Annotated in this window: 12 protein-coding genes and 2 pseudogenes; 8 read left to right on the top strand and 6 right to left on the bottom strand. The window is 55.5% G+C overall.

The genetic code is table 11. From position 1 onward, the window contains the following. Positions 1 to 378: 378 nt before the first annotated feature. The gene (locus tag JFU37_RS07475; protein ID WP_201114647.1) at positions 379 to 735 is read left to right on the top strand and encodes a hypothetical protein; all 357 of its coding nucleotides are present in this window, start codon (positions 379 to 381) and stop codon (positions 733 to 735) included. Positions 736 to 876: 141 nt separating this feature from the next. Here the strand turns inward: JFU37_RS07475 and JFU37_RS07470 are convergent, their stop codons facing one another. Then, positions 877 to 1,698 carry a M23 family metallopeptidase gene (locus JFU37_RS07470; protein WP_201114645.1) on the bottom strand — a complete coding sequence of 274 codons (822 nt, stop codon included), beginning with the start codon at positions 1,696 to 1,698 and terminating at the stop codon, positions 877 to 879. A 3-nt stretch (positions 1,699 to 1,701) separates the two neighbouring features. Next, the gene (gene xseA, locus JFU37_RS07465; protein ID WP_201116443.1) at positions 1,702 to 3,081 is read right to left on the bottom strand and encodes an exodeoxyribonuclease VII large subunit; all 1,380 of its coding nucleotides are present in this window, start codon (positions 3,079 to 3,081) and stop codon (positions 1,702 to 1,704) included. Between the two features lie 161 nt (positions 3,082 to 3,242). Here xseA and JFU37_RS07460 point away from each other — a divergent pair, with 161 nt between their 5' ends. The 5 genes from JFU37_RS07460 to JFU37_RS07440 all read left to right on the top strand — a co-directional run bounded on the left by JFU37_RS07460 (position 3,243) and on the right by JFU37_RS07440 (position 8,658). Continuing rightward, positions 3,243 to 4,007 (top strand): sulfite exporter TauE/SafE family protein, encoded by a 765-nt coding sequence (locus JFU37_RS07460; RefSeq protein ID WP_201114643.1) that lies wholly within the window; start codon positions 3,243 to 3,245, stop codon positions 4,005 to 4,007. Positions 4,008 to 4,247: 240 nt separating this feature from the next. Further along, on the top strand, positions 4,248 to 4,796 hold the full coding sequence (locus JFU37_RS07455; protein WP_201114641.1) for a sugar ABC transporter ATPase: 549 nt from the start codon (positions 4,248 to 4,250) through the stop codon (positions 4,794 to 4,796). A 244-nt stretch (positions 4,797 to 5,040) separates the two neighbouring features. Continuing rightward, positions 5,041 to 6,510, top strand: coding sequence for an IMP dehydrogenase (guaB, locus tag JFU37_RS07450; RefSeq protein ID WP_201114639.1), 1,470 nt, complete (start codon positions 5,041 to 5,043; stop codon positions 6,508 to 6,510). Positions 6,511 to 6,607: 97 nt separating this feature from the next. Further along, positions 6,608 to 8,185: a glutamine-hydrolyzing GMP synthase gene (gene guaA, locus JFU37_RS07445; RefSeq protein ID WP_201114635.1), complete on the top strand. Its 1,578-nt coding sequence runs from the start codon at positions 6,608 to 6,610 to the stop codon at positions 8,183 to 8,185. 308 nt (positions 8,186 to 8,493) lie between these two features. Then, positions 8,494 to 8,658 (top strand): Arm DNA-binding domain-containing protein, encoded by a 165-nt coding sequence (locus tag JFU37_RS07440; protein ID WP_274609928.1) that lies wholly within the window; start codon positions 8,494 to 8,496, stop codon positions 8,656 to 8,658. A gap of 463 nt (positions 8,659 to 9,121) precedes the next feature. Here JFU37_RS07440 and JFU37_RS07435 read toward each other — a convergent pair whose 3' ends face one another. Beyond that, a complete protein-coding gene (locus JFU37_RS07435) occupies positions 9,122 to 10,498 on the bottom strand; it encodes a hypothetical protein (RefSeq protein WP_201114633.1) in 1,377 nt (458 codons plus the stop codon). A gap of 214 nt (positions 10,499 to 10,712) precedes the next feature. Then, positions 10,713 to 10,970 (bottom strand): hypothetical protein, encoded by a 258-nt coding sequence (locus JFU37_RS07430; RefSeq protein WP_201114631.1) that lies wholly within the window; start codon positions 10,968 to 10,970, stop codon positions 10,713 to 10,715. Positions 10,971 to 11,311: 341 nt separating this feature from the next. On the opposite strand from JFU37_RS07430, the pseudogene JFU37_RS07425 reads away from it, so the two are divergent. Further along, a pseudogene (locus JFU37_RS07425) lies at positions 11,312 to 11,640 on the top strand (transposase); the annotation flags it as partial. A 318-nt stretch (positions 11,641 to 11,958) separates the two neighbouring features. Here the strand turns inward: JFU37_RS07425 and JFU37_RS07420 are convergent. Next, the gene (locus JFU37_RS07420) at positions 11,959 to 12,633 is read right to left on the bottom strand and encodes a DUF3313 domain-containing protein (RefSeq protein ID WP_201114629.1); all 675 of its coding nucleotides are present in this window, start codon (positions 12,631 to 12,633) and stop codon (positions 11,959 to 11,961) included. A 254-nt stretch (positions 12,634 to 12,887) separates the two neighbouring features. Next, complete coding sequence (locus JFU37_RS07415; RefSeq protein WP_201114627.1) at positions 12,888 to 13,232, bottom strand: hypothetical protein; 345 nt, start codon at positions 13,230 to 13,232, stop codon at positions 12,888 to 12,890. Positions 13,233 to 13,837: 605 nt separating this feature from the next. Here JFU37_RS07415 and JFU37_RS30610 point away from each other — a divergent pair. Then, positions 13,838 to 13,957, top strand: a pseudogene (locus JFU37_RS30610) (LysR family transcriptional regulator); the annotation flags it as partial. Positions 13,958 to 14,794: the final 837 nt, after the last annotated feature.

Raw genomic sequence — 14,794 nt, 5'->3', positions numbered from 1 at the left:
GGGCCGAAAAGAGGCGGCCTGCCGGTGGATCAAATGTTCTTGGGGAAAAGCGTGGGGCGAGGCATCGCAATTCAGCCCGGCAGTCGTGCGCTGACGAGGCACAGGCTGCGGTGCTGGCGAAGCTGAATGAGGGTGTGAGAGGTTTTCATGCCTTCAACCCTAACCGCGAGGGGGAAGGATGGCAAGCAGTCGAAAAAAATTGAGAGGAATACCCGAAAAGTCTTATTTATCGAGATTTTATTGCTCTGATGCTCAGTGATTGTCTTGATGTTTGCGCAAGGTTTGAGCGATGCGCAATTGAAGGCTTTGCGCGTTGGGCCGTTCCAGCGCGGCTATTCTTAAAGCCTCAGCAAGACGACTGACAGGCAGGAGTCGGTAATGAACGAGTCGGATTGGAAGCGTTACAGCGCGTTGCGTCCATTGGCCCACGAACGGATGTGTGTGCGGATCATGGAAGAGGTCGAGCGCACGGTGCTGGATAAGAGCCTGACGCCTTATGAGCGGATAGACGCCAGCGAAGAGTTGCTCAAGGCCGGACAAAAGGAACTGTATTGGGCGTTCGGGGTTTTCCGGTTCTCACGACATGAGGCCCGCTCTCACTTGCTCGGGCTGTGTGCCCGGGAGTTGATTACGCCTGACGAGTTGACCGGATTTTCAGAGGAAACCCAGGCCTGGATCAAACATTGCCTGGCGGATCGGGAAGTCCATGGGATTGAGGACCTTGAGGCGGAATAGAATTAGCGGTGCCAGTGATGCCGCCTTCGCGAGCAAGCCCGCTCCCACATTAGGCTGGTGTGAACACAGACAGTGTGTACGCCGCAAAACCAGTGTGGGAGCGGGCTTGCTCGCGAAGAGATCAGTCGCCTCACTGTTTATTCAAGGTTGAAACGCCCCAATAAAAATCGCCGGATCCACCCGCGCATCATTCAGGCTGACGTTCCAATGCATATGCGGCCCGGTCGCGCGCCCAGTCGAGCCGACTTTCCCAACCACACCACCACGAGCCAGTTGCTGTCCAACCTGCACGTCGATTTTCGACATATGGCAAAACATGCTGATAAAGCCCTGGCCATGGTCGACAAATACCGTGTTGCCATTGAAGAAATAGTTACCGATCAGGATCACTTTGCCCGCCGCCGGGGTCTTGATTGGCGTTCCGGCAGGCACGGCGAAGTCCAGGCCGGCGTGAGGATTGCGCTCTTCACCGTTGAAGAATCGGCGCACGCCAAACTTGCTCGACAGTGGCCCGTTAACTGGTTTGTCTAGCAAGAGGTTGCTCGGGGTGATCGGGCTGAAGCTGCGGTAAGCCTGGATCTGCTCGGCCAGCTCGCCCTCGATGCGCTTGAGATTCTCCGGGTTCGGATTGACCTGCTGGGTATTCTTCAGGGTGATGTGCTGCTCCGGGTACTGCTTGTTACCGACCGTAAATTTCAGATTACGACCGCCACTGCTGACCTGCTGTATGCCCGGCTTAACCGTCAATGGCACGCCGACAATGGCCAGCCAATTGTTCTGTTCCTTGACCACCAATACGGGTTTGCCCTGATAGCTGGCTTTCGGCGCCTGGGCGGCGGTGCCCAAGTCCACCACGGCCACGCCGCCCGGCACCGGTTTGTTCAACAGGCGCGTGATGTAGCTGTCGGCGTGGGCGTTGAACGTCAGGCAGAGCAATAACAGCGGAATTAAAAAACGCGGCATGGATCAATCCAGTAAAGAAAGGGTGACAGGCGTCAGGTGATTGTCTTCGACTCGAACTTGAAGCTCGCCGTCCCCGAGTTTGGCTTTGAGGCGTTGGCCCGTGTGGGTCTGCTCGGCACTGCGGATCGCGTTGCCGCGCTCGTCCAGCAGAATGCTGTAGCCACGGCCGAGGGTCGCCAAGGGGCTGACCACATGCAGCGTCTGCACCTGGGTTTGCAGTTGCAGGCGGCGGGCCTTGAGGCCTTCGCGCATTGAGCGTGGCAGGCGTTCGGCGAGGCTGTCGAGGCGCTGACGGAGCAATGCCAGTTGCCGTCCCGGGTGTTGCCCGGCGAGACGGGTTTCCAGGCGAATCAGCCGTTCGCGACGGGTATTAAGGTTGCGTTCGAACGCGCGGCGCATGCGCATGTCCAGATCATCCAGGCGTTGCGCTTGCTGACGCAGACGTTCGCCTGGATGACGCAGGCGGCGGGACACGCCTTCCAGGCGCAGGCGATCACGCATTATTCGGTCGCGGATACGCATCACCAGTCGTCGATGCAGGCTTTCGACCCGACGCACCAGATCGCTGGAGTCCGGCGCCAGCAGTTCGGCGGCGGCGGAAGGTGTCGGGGCACGAACGTCGGCCACGAAGTCACTGATCGACACGTCGGTTTCATGGCCGACGGCGCTGACAATCGGCGTTACGCAGGCATCGACGGCGCGGGCTACGGCTTCTTCGTTGAAGCACCAGAGGTCTTCCAGCGAGCCACCGCCACGGGCCAGGATCAGCGCATCGAAACCACGGGCATCCGCCAGTTTCAGTGCGCGGACAATCTGCGCGGTGGCTTCGCGGCCCTGCACGGCCGTGGGGATCAACGTCAGTTGGACTTGCGGCGCACGGCGGCGGAACACGCTGATGATGTCGCGAATTACTGCGCCGGTGGGCGAACTGATGATGCCGATGCGTTGCGGGTGCGCCGGCAATGGCACTTTACGGTCGGCGCTGAACAGCCCTTCGGCGCTGAGTTTTTCCTTCAGCGCATCGAAGGCCAGGCGCAATGCGCCATCACCGGCCGGTTCCACGGTGTCGAGTATCAGCTGATAGTCGCCACGGCCCTCGAACAGCGAAACCTTGCCGCGAACCTTGACCGCCAACCCATCCTTAAGCGCTTGACGAACCCGTGCGGCGTTCTGCCGAAACAGCGCGCAACGGACCTGGGCGCCACTGTCCTTGAGGGTGAAATACACATGGCCGGACGCCGGACGGGCGAGGTTGGAGATTTCGCCTTCGACCCAGATGTTGCTGAATACGTCTTCAAGCAACACCCGCGCGCGGCCGTTGAGCTGGCTGACAGTCAGGACTTCACGGTCCAGGCCGAGTCTTGCAAAGGGATCTTTAATCATGGGGCGCATGATAAAGGCAATCTCCAGATGAATGCACGATCCCTTGTAGGAGCTGCCGTAGGCTGCGATCTTTTGATCTTCAGGAGTTCCGGCTTCCGAAAATCAAGATCGAAAGATCAAAAGATCGCAGCCTGCGGCAGCTCCTACAGGGATTGGGTGAAATGTTGGGTGATTTATTGAATCAATGGCCATTCGGCGCGACGGATTGGCTGGTGATCGGGTTGGGCATCGCCCTGGCCTACATCGTGTTCGGCATCGCCGGGTTCGGTACTGCGCTGGTGGCCGGGCCGATTCTGATTCTGTTCATGCCACTGTCGAAGATCGTGCCGCTGCTGGTGTTGCTGGATTTTGTGGCGGCCTTCGGCAATCTGTTGCCCTCGCGCAAGGATGTGGCTAAACCTGAGTTGCTGCGGCTACTGCCGTGCATGGCGGTGGGCTGTACGCTGGGGGTGATTTTTCTGCTGAACCTGAAATCCGATCTGTTGCTGCTATTGATGGGGCTGTTTATCAGTGCCTACGCGATTTACAGCTTGTGGATCAAAACGCGTCCGAAGCAATTGTCGGCCGGTTGGGCGGTGCCAATGGGCACGGTGGGCGGGATGTTCGGGGCGTTGTTTGGCAGCGGCGGCTTTTTATATGCGATCTATTTGAACAGCCGATTGCCCAAAGAGGCGGCCCGAGCGACCCAAAGCGCGCTGATCAGTTGCAGCACCGTGGTGCGTTTGAGTTTGTTCGCCGTCGCAGGTGTGTATGCCGAGCTACCCTTGTTGGTACTGGCGGTGTGTTTGCTGCCCGCCATGGCGCTGGGGTTGTGGATTGGCCGGCGGTTGACCCTGAAACTGTCCCGGGAGGCATTCGTGCGGCTGGTGACCTGGTTGGTGCTGGCCAGCGGGATTGCCTTGATCGGGCGGTATTTGAGTACTTGACCTGAGTGTCTCAGGGATTAAGCTGCCGGCCGCAAATCCTGTGGGAGCGAGCCTTTGTGGCGAGGGGATTTATCCCCGTTCGGCTGCGAAGCAGACGTCAGCTCATTAATGCGATTGGACTTTGAAGTGCTGGGGCCGCTTCGCGACCCAACGGGGCGGTGCGACGTTTCGCTAAATCCCCTCACCACAAAGGCTCGCTCCCACAAGGGTGGATTATTCAGTATTGGTAGGCCTGTACCCATGAATTCCCAAAGCATCATCGTCCCGAAAATCTCCACATTACCGGTGCACGAACCCCGGGCCCGGGCGGTCGTGCGGTGGCTGGTGCGCAAGAACATCATCAAGGAAGAACTGACCACCTGCGGCCGCACAGGTAATCGCATGGGCCACGCACTCGCCGACGGTGCGCGCGCCGTGGTCCTGCACCCAGAGGCGCTGCCGTTCGGTGAATCGGTCAATGGCCTGGAGATCATCACCAAACGCTGCATCTACACCCCGGCCAAGGGCTTTCTGGGCGAAGCGGGTTGTGCCGAATGCCGCAAGGAAATCGGCGAAGCGCTGTTCGAAAGCCTGGAAGAGTGGATGCCGGGGCGCACCGACAACTTCACCTGCCCGGAATGCGGGCATGAAGATGACATCAACGGGTTTCTTTTCTTGCAGGAATGCGGCTTTTCCAACCTGGGATTCATCTTCAACAACTGGGCCGAGGCCGGGTTCAAGCAGAGCTTTATCGATGAGTTTGCCGATTGGCTCGATCAGCCCGTGAGTTGGGTCAAGGTTGAATTGTAGGAGCGAGCTTGCTCGCGATGGACGTGAACGATGACGCGGGCAGTCTGCGAACAAATGCCACCTTCAAATTCATCGTCGGAACGCCGCCCGGAGCAAGCTCGCTCCTACAAAAAACAGTAATCCACCCATAGCTGTAATTCCCGTATATCAGTAATGCCAATAATAGACAGAGTTTTACATTGAACCCGAGGGGGTGTCTGACTATAATGGCGCGCTTCCATTTTCCCGCTCGGGAGCCCCCGCGATGCTGCGTATCAGCCAAGAAGCTCTGACATTCGACGACATTCTCTTAGTGCCTGGTTATTCCGAGGTACTTCCTAACGAAGTCAGTCTCAAGACCCGCCTAACCCGTGGCATCGAGCTGAATATTCCTCTGGTTTCTGCCGCCATGGACACCGTCACTGAAGCCCGACTGGCAATTGCCATGGCTCAGGAAGGTGGCATCGGCATTATCCACAAGAACATGACCATCGAGCAGCAAGCTGCCGAAGTTCGCAAGGTCAAGCGTTACGAAGCCGGCGTGGTCAAGGACCCGATCACCATCGAGGCTGACGCCACGGTTCGTGAACTGTTCGAACTGACCCGCATGCACAACATTTCCGGCGTTCCGGTGCTGCACGATGGCGACCTCGTCGGCATCGTCACTTCCCGTGACGTGCGTTTCGAGAATCGTATGGACGTCTCCGTCCGTGAAGTGATGACGCCTAAAGAGCGTCTGGTCACGGTCAAGGAAGGCGCCGACAAGAACGACGTTCGCGAACTGTTGCACAAACACCGCATCGAACGCGTGCTGATCGTCGACGACAAGTTTGCCCTCAAAGGCATGATGACCGTCAACGACATCGAAAAAGCCAAGGCTTACCCACTCGCCAGCAAGGACGATCAAGGTCGTCTGCGTGTGGGCGCTGCTGTCGGTACCGGTAAAGACACCGGTGACCGAGTAGCCGCTCTGGTCAATGCCGGTGTTGATGTGGTGGTCGTCGATACCGCTCATGGTCACTCCAAAGGTGTGATCGACCGCGTTCGCTGGGTCAAACAGAATTTCCCTGAAGTGCAGGTCATCGGCGGCAACATCGCCACCGGCGCTGCCGCCAAGGCTTTGGCCGAAGCGGGCGCTGACGCCGTCAAGGTCGGTATCGGCCCTGGCTCGATCTGCACCACTCGCATCGTCGCCGGTGTCGGCGTCCCGCAAATCAGTGCCATCGCCAACGTCGCCGCTGCCCTTGAAGGCACCGGTGTTCCGTTGATCGCCGACGGCGGCATCCGTTTCTCCGGTGACCTGTCCAAGGCCATCGTGGCCGGTGCTTCCTGCGTGATGATGGGCTCGATGTTCGCCGGTACTGAAGAAGCACCAGGCGAAATCGAACTGTTCCAGGGTCGTTCGTACAAGGCTTACCGTGGCATGGGTTCGCTGGGCGCCATGTCCCAGGCTCAAGGTTCCTCCGACCGTTACTTCCAGGACTCCTCGGCAGGCGCCGAGAAGCTTGTACCTGAAGGGATCGAAGGGCGTGTGCCTTACAAGGGCACCCTGAGCGCCATCATCCATCAACTGATGGGCGGCCTGCGTTCCTCGATGGGTTACACCGGCAGTGCCGACATCGAAGAAATGCGCACCAAGCCTGAGTTCGTGCGGATCACCGGTGCTGGCATGGCCGAGTCCCACGTCCACGACGTACAGATCACCAAAGAAGCGCCAAACTACCGCGTAGGTTGAGCCTTCCAGCAAAAAGTTAAGTAACCGGGGCTGTTTTATTCAGCCCCGAGTTGTTTCTGATTCTCTTCACCCGAATTGCATAGACGAGACTGACCCCATGGCCCTCGACATTCACGCTCACCGCATCCTGATCCTCGACTTCGGTTCCCAGTACACCCAGCTGATTGCCCGCCGTGTGCGTGAAATCGGCGTGTACTGCGAACTGCATCCGTTCGACATGGACGACGAAGCGATTCGCGAATTCGCACCGAAAGGGATCATCCTCGCCGGCGGCCCCGAGTCCGTGCACGTCGCCGACAGCCCGCGCGCACCGCAAGCTGTGTTCGACCTGGGCGTACCGGTTTTCGGTATCTGCTACGGCATGCAGACCATGGCTGAACAGCTGGGCGGCAAGGTTGAAGGTTCCGAGCTGCGTGAGTTCGGCTATGCCCGCGTTGACGTGGTCGGCAAAAGCCGTCTGCTCGACGGTATCGAAGACCACATCGACGCCGATGGCCTGTTCGGCCTCGACGTTTGGATGAGCCACGGTGACAAAGTCACCAAGATGCCGCAGGAATTCCATATCCTGGCCAGCACCCCGAGCTGCCCGATTGCCGGCATGTTCGACGACGCTCGCGGCTACTACGGCGTGCAGTTCCACCCGGAAGTGACCCACACCAAGCAGGGCGGTCGCATCCTCTCGCGCTTCATCCTCGACATCTGCGGCTGTGAAGCCCTGTGGACGCCTTCGAAAATCGCTGAAGACGCCATCGCCAACATTCGCGCCCAGGTCGGCACCGACAACGTACTGCTCGGCCTGTCCGGCGGTGTGGACTCCTCGGTCGTTGCCGCGCTGCTGCACAAAGCCATCGGCGACCAGCTGACCTGCGTCTTCGTCGACAACGGTCTGCTGCGTCTGCACGAAGGCGAGCAAGTGATGGCCATGTTCGCCGAGAACATGGGCGTCAAGGTGATCCGCGCCAATGCTGCCGACCAGTTCCTCGATAATCTGGCCGGCGAGTCCGACCCGGAGAAGAAGCGCAAGATCATCGGCCGTACCTTCATCGACGTATTCGATGCCGAATCCTGCAAGCTCGACAACATCAAGTACCTCGCCCAGGGCACCATCTACCCGGACGTGATCGAGTCGGCTGGCGCCAAAAGCGGCAAGGCTCACGTCATCAAGTCGCACCACAACGTGGGTGGCCTGCCGGAAGAAATGAACCTCAAGCTGGTTGAACCCCTGCGCGAGCTGTTCAAGGACGAAGTCCGTCGTCTGGGCCTGGAACTCGGCCTGCCGTACGACATGGTCTACCGTCACCCGTTCCCGGGCCCGGGCCTGGGCGTGCGGATCCTCGGTGAAGTGAAGAAGGAATACGCCGACCTGCTGCGTCGCGCCGACCACATCTTCATCGAAGAACTGCGCAAGGCCGACTGGTACCACAAGGTCAGCCAGGCGTTCGTGGTGTTCCAGCCGGTGAAATCGGTTGGCGTGGTCGGCGATGGCCGTCGTTACGCTTGGGTGGTTGCCCTGCGTGCCGTGGAAACCATCGACTTCATGACCGCGCGTTGGGCACACCTACCTTACGAGCTGCTGGAAACCGTCAGCGGCCGCATCATCAATGAAATCGAAGGCATCTCCCGCGTTACTTACGACGTGTCGAGCAAGCCGCCAGCGACGATTGAGTGGGAGTGATTGGGCGTCCGGCATTGTCCGGCACCACCTAGCAAGAAATTCCCTGAAGCCCGCGTAATTGCGGGCTTTTGGCTTTTTGGGTCTGGCAAATACTGGCAGCTTTGCGCATCGCCAAGCACCGTGTTTGTGTGGCATGGTATGGGGTACTGACTGAGCCTAATGCCATGCTCGGTGGTCGATACCATGTCGCCTCTGTAGGCAGCGGCATGGTATCAAATCTCATCATCCGCCAGGTTTCATTGGGCTTTCATACGGTTTTGGGATTGCTTTCTGAGCATGGTATTTTTTGAACGGAATCTGCACGCCCCATGCTGACCGATACCAAGCTGCGAAATCTGAAACCTAAAGAAAAACTCTACAAAGTGAACGACCGCGATGGCCTCTACGTGGCCGTCACGACTGCGGGGTCAATCTCGTTTCGCTACAACTATGGCGAAGCCTCCGGGCCTTATGTCCGGCACAGTCTGAAATAGCCTCCGTGATGAAATAGGGGGAAGGATTCCGGCTGTACCGCCGCAAGCCGCTGCACGGTTGGCGCTCACGCCGCCGAAAGGGGGAAGGATTCCGGCTGTACCGCCGCAAGCCGCTGCACGGTTGGCGCACACGCCGCCGAAAGGGGGAAGGATTCCGGCTGTACCGCCGCAAGCCGCTGCACAGTTGGTGGTCACGCTGCTGAAAGGGGGCGCTGAGGGTGAAACACAGTGAGACAAGTCCGTGCGTATTACTAATGGCGAAGCCTCGGGCCTGATGTCTGGCGCAGTCTGAAGTAACCTACCACAGCCGGTATAAGCAACCCCGCCAGTAAGGACAGCCCATCAGCAATTGAGCTGCCTAGCAAAGAGCAGTCTTGTCATTGCACCGCAGCCCGTTTAGCCACTGTTGGCCCTTCTCCCTTCATCGATAACCCTGCAAACCCCGATCACACGATCCTTCGCATCAAGCTTGGCCTCGGATAGGTTTCCTAGCCAATGCTCTGACCCCAACGCCATACCAGCAACCCTGCTCACCGGGCTGTGCATTGACACCAATCATGTACTGTTTCCATGGAGCGATCTCACAAAGCTCTGGGTTGGCCTGATTCTCCTCGGCAGCACAAGCCCCTTTGAACGGACATTTCGACTCGGGCAAAGAGCTGGTGGAGTGGTGTCGTGCTTCCGCGTCGAGATGTAGCTGAGTGAAATAAAGCGACGCTTGAAATGCTCCCAAACATTGCAGAGTACTGTCGTCAACTCCGACGACATCCCTCCCTCCCCAGTACAAATCAATTTTGCCCTCCGGCTTTTGCTGAAGTACACAATGATCCTGCATTCGCGCCACGATTGATTTAAACCCGTCACCACTGAGAGGTTCTTTCAGAAACTCTAATTCTAAGTATGGTCTTACCCTTCGCACGTTAAGACCTGACCAAATTAAGTGCAGCACTATTGAAAAGCCTTTCGCCATCACATCTTCGCCGGGGAAAAACTTCATAAGTTGTTCGACCCTTTCGATTTTTCTGTCAGCGGACTCCCTAAATCTCTTCAAAGTCAGCTTCTCGAAAGCCTCGAATGCGTCTGAGCTTACTGCCTCGCATGCTTCAAAAAAACCATTTGATGGCACAGGCGTCAGGAGTGCGCAGACACCAACCTTGATACGCTCTACTGCAGAACTTTCTCTACCGATAAGGTGATCAACAACCTTCCTGTACGAAAGATAAGGATGCAGAGGCATATTCAAGTCCAACTGAAAATCAGGAACTCCGCTATTTCGCCTCACCTCACGATCTACCTCGTATGCAACTCCTTCGGTAAGAAAATCAAAACCGATATTACTTATATCTACATCATGCACGCAGCCTGCGCTTGTTAAGGTTATACTCAAACCTTTGGTCTCAAATGCTTTCTTAGTATCCAATCCCAAGTTAAAAACTTTGGAACGGATAGGCGAAAAGCACCAAGAGTCTACGGTCTTCGGTAAGGACGCAGCCTTGACGCTTGTACCACGGAGGGCTTGGGTGATGGTGGCCCAAAAGTCGAACTGCTCTTTCATGCCTAGGGCTTCCGCTTCTGCATGAAAATGTCCATGTTCATCGGTCTTGGTCACGAACGAAGGGAGGAGCACAAGGCTTGAATAGAGCAACTCGAAGCCAACATCGGTACTTATATTGTGTAACGAATGAATATACTCATGGACGTGAAGTGCTATCGCAGCTGTGAAGGGTTCACCATGCTCAGGCTCAAGGTCACCGTCGGTACCAATGCGGGTTAGCAAAGTGTTAACCCTATAAGCCCCCTGAGTCGAAGAGCTCAAAAGATCAGCAAATGATGTCTCCATAAAGCCTGCTACTTCCTGAAATAAGATCCAACGAATAGTTAACTTTCAGCTTGCCGATGCGGCAGGCGCCCAGTCTCCACGAAATCAGCCTTGGCTGTGAATTCAAAGGGGGCTGATTTATTTTCTTTGTTTGTTTATTGAAAATAAATCAGCCCCTTTGTTTGTCCGAAAATAAATCAGTCCCCTTTGTTTTCCTTTGTTTTAATGCAAAGAATCAAGAGGCGATGTCAGTGCGGTCAAGAAGCAGCTCATAGGTCAGCCCTGCCTCATAAAAACACGTTCGCCACTCTAGAAAACCTGGAGGGTTCTCACATAGTAGGCGAACGAAGCGCCCATCTTCTGCGATAGAGACTTCTTCCACCAAAGCGATATCTCCCGGTGCCGCCTCTCGAGAGTTCAGCCAATCAGAGAGTACTACCTTTGCTTGGTCAGCGCTGATTAGCTTTATGATATTGCCTTTAGACAGTGTCATGTCATCTCGCCTAAATTTTTACTGATATCAAGTAAATATGCCTATCAGGAATTTTTAAGGCAAGGCTGCTTGTGGCCCGAAGCTGTCCCTTGGCGAGCGTCCGCTTCTGGCCGATTTCTGCCTGTCGCGACCGGCTGAAAACGACCCAGGCTGTGTGAAAACGTTTTAGAGCAAGTTTGACAGTCAGAATCGGAGCGAAAATCGCGTTCCTACGTAAACTTCAGGTCTGCGGACTAGCCAAACAGCGACAGATTTTACGTAGCTACGCAGACTTCAAAACGACGCATGCGTTTTCACACAGCCTGGACCCATAGCAGACGTTTGGACGAACTTAGTCTGGTGATGCAGGTTACACGGGCGTGGACAAGCTTCCAGAGCACCAAAACCGTAATAAGATGATCTGGTCGATTACGGCGCGGCCCAACACCCATAAAAAGCACGATAAGGAGAGTTTGATCGGTCGTCTGCGTCGCAAAATTGAATACACCAGAGCCCAGCTCAGAGCCAAGGTTGAGCACCCGTTTCGGGTCATCAAGCGCCCGTTCGATTATACGAAAGTGCGCTTCCATGGTCTGACGAAAAACATCGATCAGAAGACGACGTTGTTCGTGTTGTCGAATCTGTGGATGGTGCGAAAGCGTTGTTGAATGTAGGAGAGGTGTGCCTGTGATGCTTGAAATGCGCCGAGAAAAGGCGCGATTTAAGGAAAAGACATGAATTAAAAAGCGCCAAAGCCTGATTTTTGGCAGGTCACCGATTTTTTGAGCGCCCAATGAATGGACATCAAAACATCGGTGACCACTTCAGACCTTCCTCAAGACTGCAATCAGCCGCATAAAATGCCAGCCATTAGCCGGGGAAAACATAGACCCCCCTATTTACCACTGGGACTCCTTCTACATCACGCACCCAACTATGTGTCCACACAAAAACACCCTGTGAGACCGAGCCTCACAGGGTGCAGTGGTGTTATCAGACGTCTTTGGACTTACTGGATGAACTTGGTCATATCGTTCGTCAGTCCTTTGATGGCGGCTTTGAAGTCGTTGGTGGTAATCATTTGCTGGTCGTCATCCAGCGATGCACCGAAAACCTTGCGCACAACTTTCACCACTGGCAATCCAGTCTGTGCATCTACCAGATCAGCCTCGATATACAACACCGTATCCTGATCACGCTTACCCGTCGCCGCCGAGACCGCCCCGACCGCTGCCGTCACTGGAAGCACTTCATACCAACGCATCCCTTGAGTAGACGCCGACACCCCGGTGATCGCCGCACTCAAGATCAAGGTACGAGAATCGGCGGGGACCGCACTCCGACTCGATACAACCTGATACTTCTGCTTCAACACGCTCTCGACACCGCTACTGGTCAGTGAGCGTAACTCTTGCAATGTTTTCTGGTTGACCCGTTCGGTAGGTTTGGGTGTCGGGTACAACTCTAACTGTTTGAACACAACCGTGGAGTACGCACTAGGCTTGAAGCCTTTCGCCACCCAACGCAACACTGGCTCGCCCGACGCAGAAGTAGTCTCCTGCAACCCTTGGTAATCAGGCAGAAAGCCGGAGAACTGCTCCTTTTCCGTAACTTTTGAAACGCAGCCACCCAGTAACAGGCTACCCAATGCAACACCAATCAACGTCTTACACGAAATACTCATGCCGCTTTTACTCCTGTGGTTTGAAAGTGTTGCATAAATGACAGAGTTACTGTTGGTAGTGCCCTGCAATAGGTTCTTTGGGCTCGCCTTCGTCGATCAAGCGCCATTTGGGCATCCGGCTCAACCTCTCATCCTCACGCGCTGTTCATCCGAACGGCGAGTCATCTAAATCACTGCCTAAGCCAAATACCCGAAAATACCACCACCCTAGTCTCGCTTGAAAAATTGTAAATATCGGGGGGAGCATCGAAATTTCAATCGAGCCGAAAATCCCAGACAACCTCAACAACACGCAATGCAAAAATGACATAAACCAGACACACTATGACTTGCAAAGTGGCGTGATAGCGAAGTCCGGCCAGCTTGTTCAATCCATCGCTGACATTAAGCAACGTCAACAGCACCGACACCGCAATCAATCCCCAACCTGCTAGGTTTGACGCAAACAACCCCATGAATACGTGATGATCGCCATGCAAGGCAGCCGTGCCCACCGCAAACAGGAACGCGCAGACCAGTAGGTTTTTGATGTTGTCGAAAATCTGAGCATTGAGGTCATTGCTCAACAATTTCACGTACCTTTTCCACATCTTGTGCATAACCCGTTTTATCCAGCGGTATTGGAAGTAAGACCTCGCAAAAGTCCACGAGCAGCAAAGGACGCCTGCAGACTATAGAGCGACAAGCCCATCACACAAGCCCCAAGCGGAAGTATCTGTAAAAGTGTCGATGTTTATCTGCGAACACCGATGACCCACGGTACTCGATCGGCGCTACGCCGAGCACTGGCAAGCCGGTCGAACCGGCTTTGGCAAAACCCTTTAATGGCCAGGTGCGTAAAGCACGTAAACGAGATTGGGAGCCGACTCGCGAATAGCCCAGCATCGAGTCGATGCCGCAGTTAGAGGCTGAATATATATGTGTGTAGTCGTCATGGGCGCCTAAGCGAAGGGGGCTTGCAACGAGGAGGGGGCCATAAACGGAAATTCATAGCTATGGACGTTGCATGCATTGCATCCCGTGCAGACTCTCCATGATCAATCCGGTTTTGCCGAAAGCTTCACTAGAGCTAGCGCTTATTGATGCACTTATCAAAGAGAGTGAGGCTGAAGGCTATTCGAGCTGACTCACAGCGTCTGTAACCACTTCAGTTAGTTGTGTCCGCGTTGCTCGGAGAAATAGTCCAGCAGCAACACCGCACCACTTTCGCGCAGCAGCAACGGAACTCGACATAACTCAATCGGCTATCAGTCATTCGGTGAAGACACTAGAGCAACGACTGGGCGTTCGCCTGTTCAATCGGACAACCCGCAGCACGCCTCTACTACTCAGGTCACCGGCAACTGTCGGCAGGACTTCGTGCATTGATCGCGACGAGGCAACCGCAATGACGTCGGCGTGGTTGATCGCACCCCGCAATCGACGAGGTCGTCGCCCAGGCTGGGATGATCACGTGATTGATCAATTCAAACGAGTCCCCAGGTCGCGGCTAGAGCCATCAAGAATCAGCCATCCCTATAGATTCGTCGGCAAGATCGCCGAGGAAATGTTGCCTTTCATCGTTGCGTCCTAATGCACTTGAGTAAAGCATTGCACAGCTCACTTTGGCCGTAATGCATCGATTTCTTGATACTCAGGTATCGAAGGTTCCTTCGACATCCGAACATACGTAGTCCAGAATCACCTCTCATGCGAGCAGCAGACTGCGCTGGGCATAACCGCTGCCACGCTGACCGAACCCATTGAGTGTGGGCCTTGTGCATGGATCGCAAAAGTAGAGAGGTATCGGCCGGACTCACCTTGATTTACGGTGACGAGGGGGAGGTTTCGCTCTCTTCGTCCGTCCAGAGCTTTAAAGACTTTGGACTAGGTCGGTTATTAATGGCGGCGGCGCAGAAGGTTCTTTTCCATGACCACGAGACCATCTGACTGGTAACAGAAGGTCATGAGGACATCAGGGCGAACGGCTTCTTTCAACAGTTGGACTGGTCGCTGGTCGGTTCTATCGATGAGCGGGATGCCCGGCATGAGAGGCGACGCTCCTAATGTCCTGAAGAACAGTTCTCTTATGGTCAATTTGGATCGATTGCTACCCATCCTTACACGACTATGCTGTACAGCGGTCAATTTGGTGTTCCGGCAAACTACAAAATCAAGGACG

The sequence above is a fragment of the Pseudomonas sp. TH41 genome, assembly GCF_016650695.1.
GTDB lineage: Bacteria > Pseudomonadota > Gammaproteobacteria > Pseudomonadales > Pseudomonadaceae > Aquipseudomonas.
The sequence above is the reverse complement of the archived record's forward strand: the minus strand, read 5'-3'. Positions and strand labels throughout refer to the sequence as shown.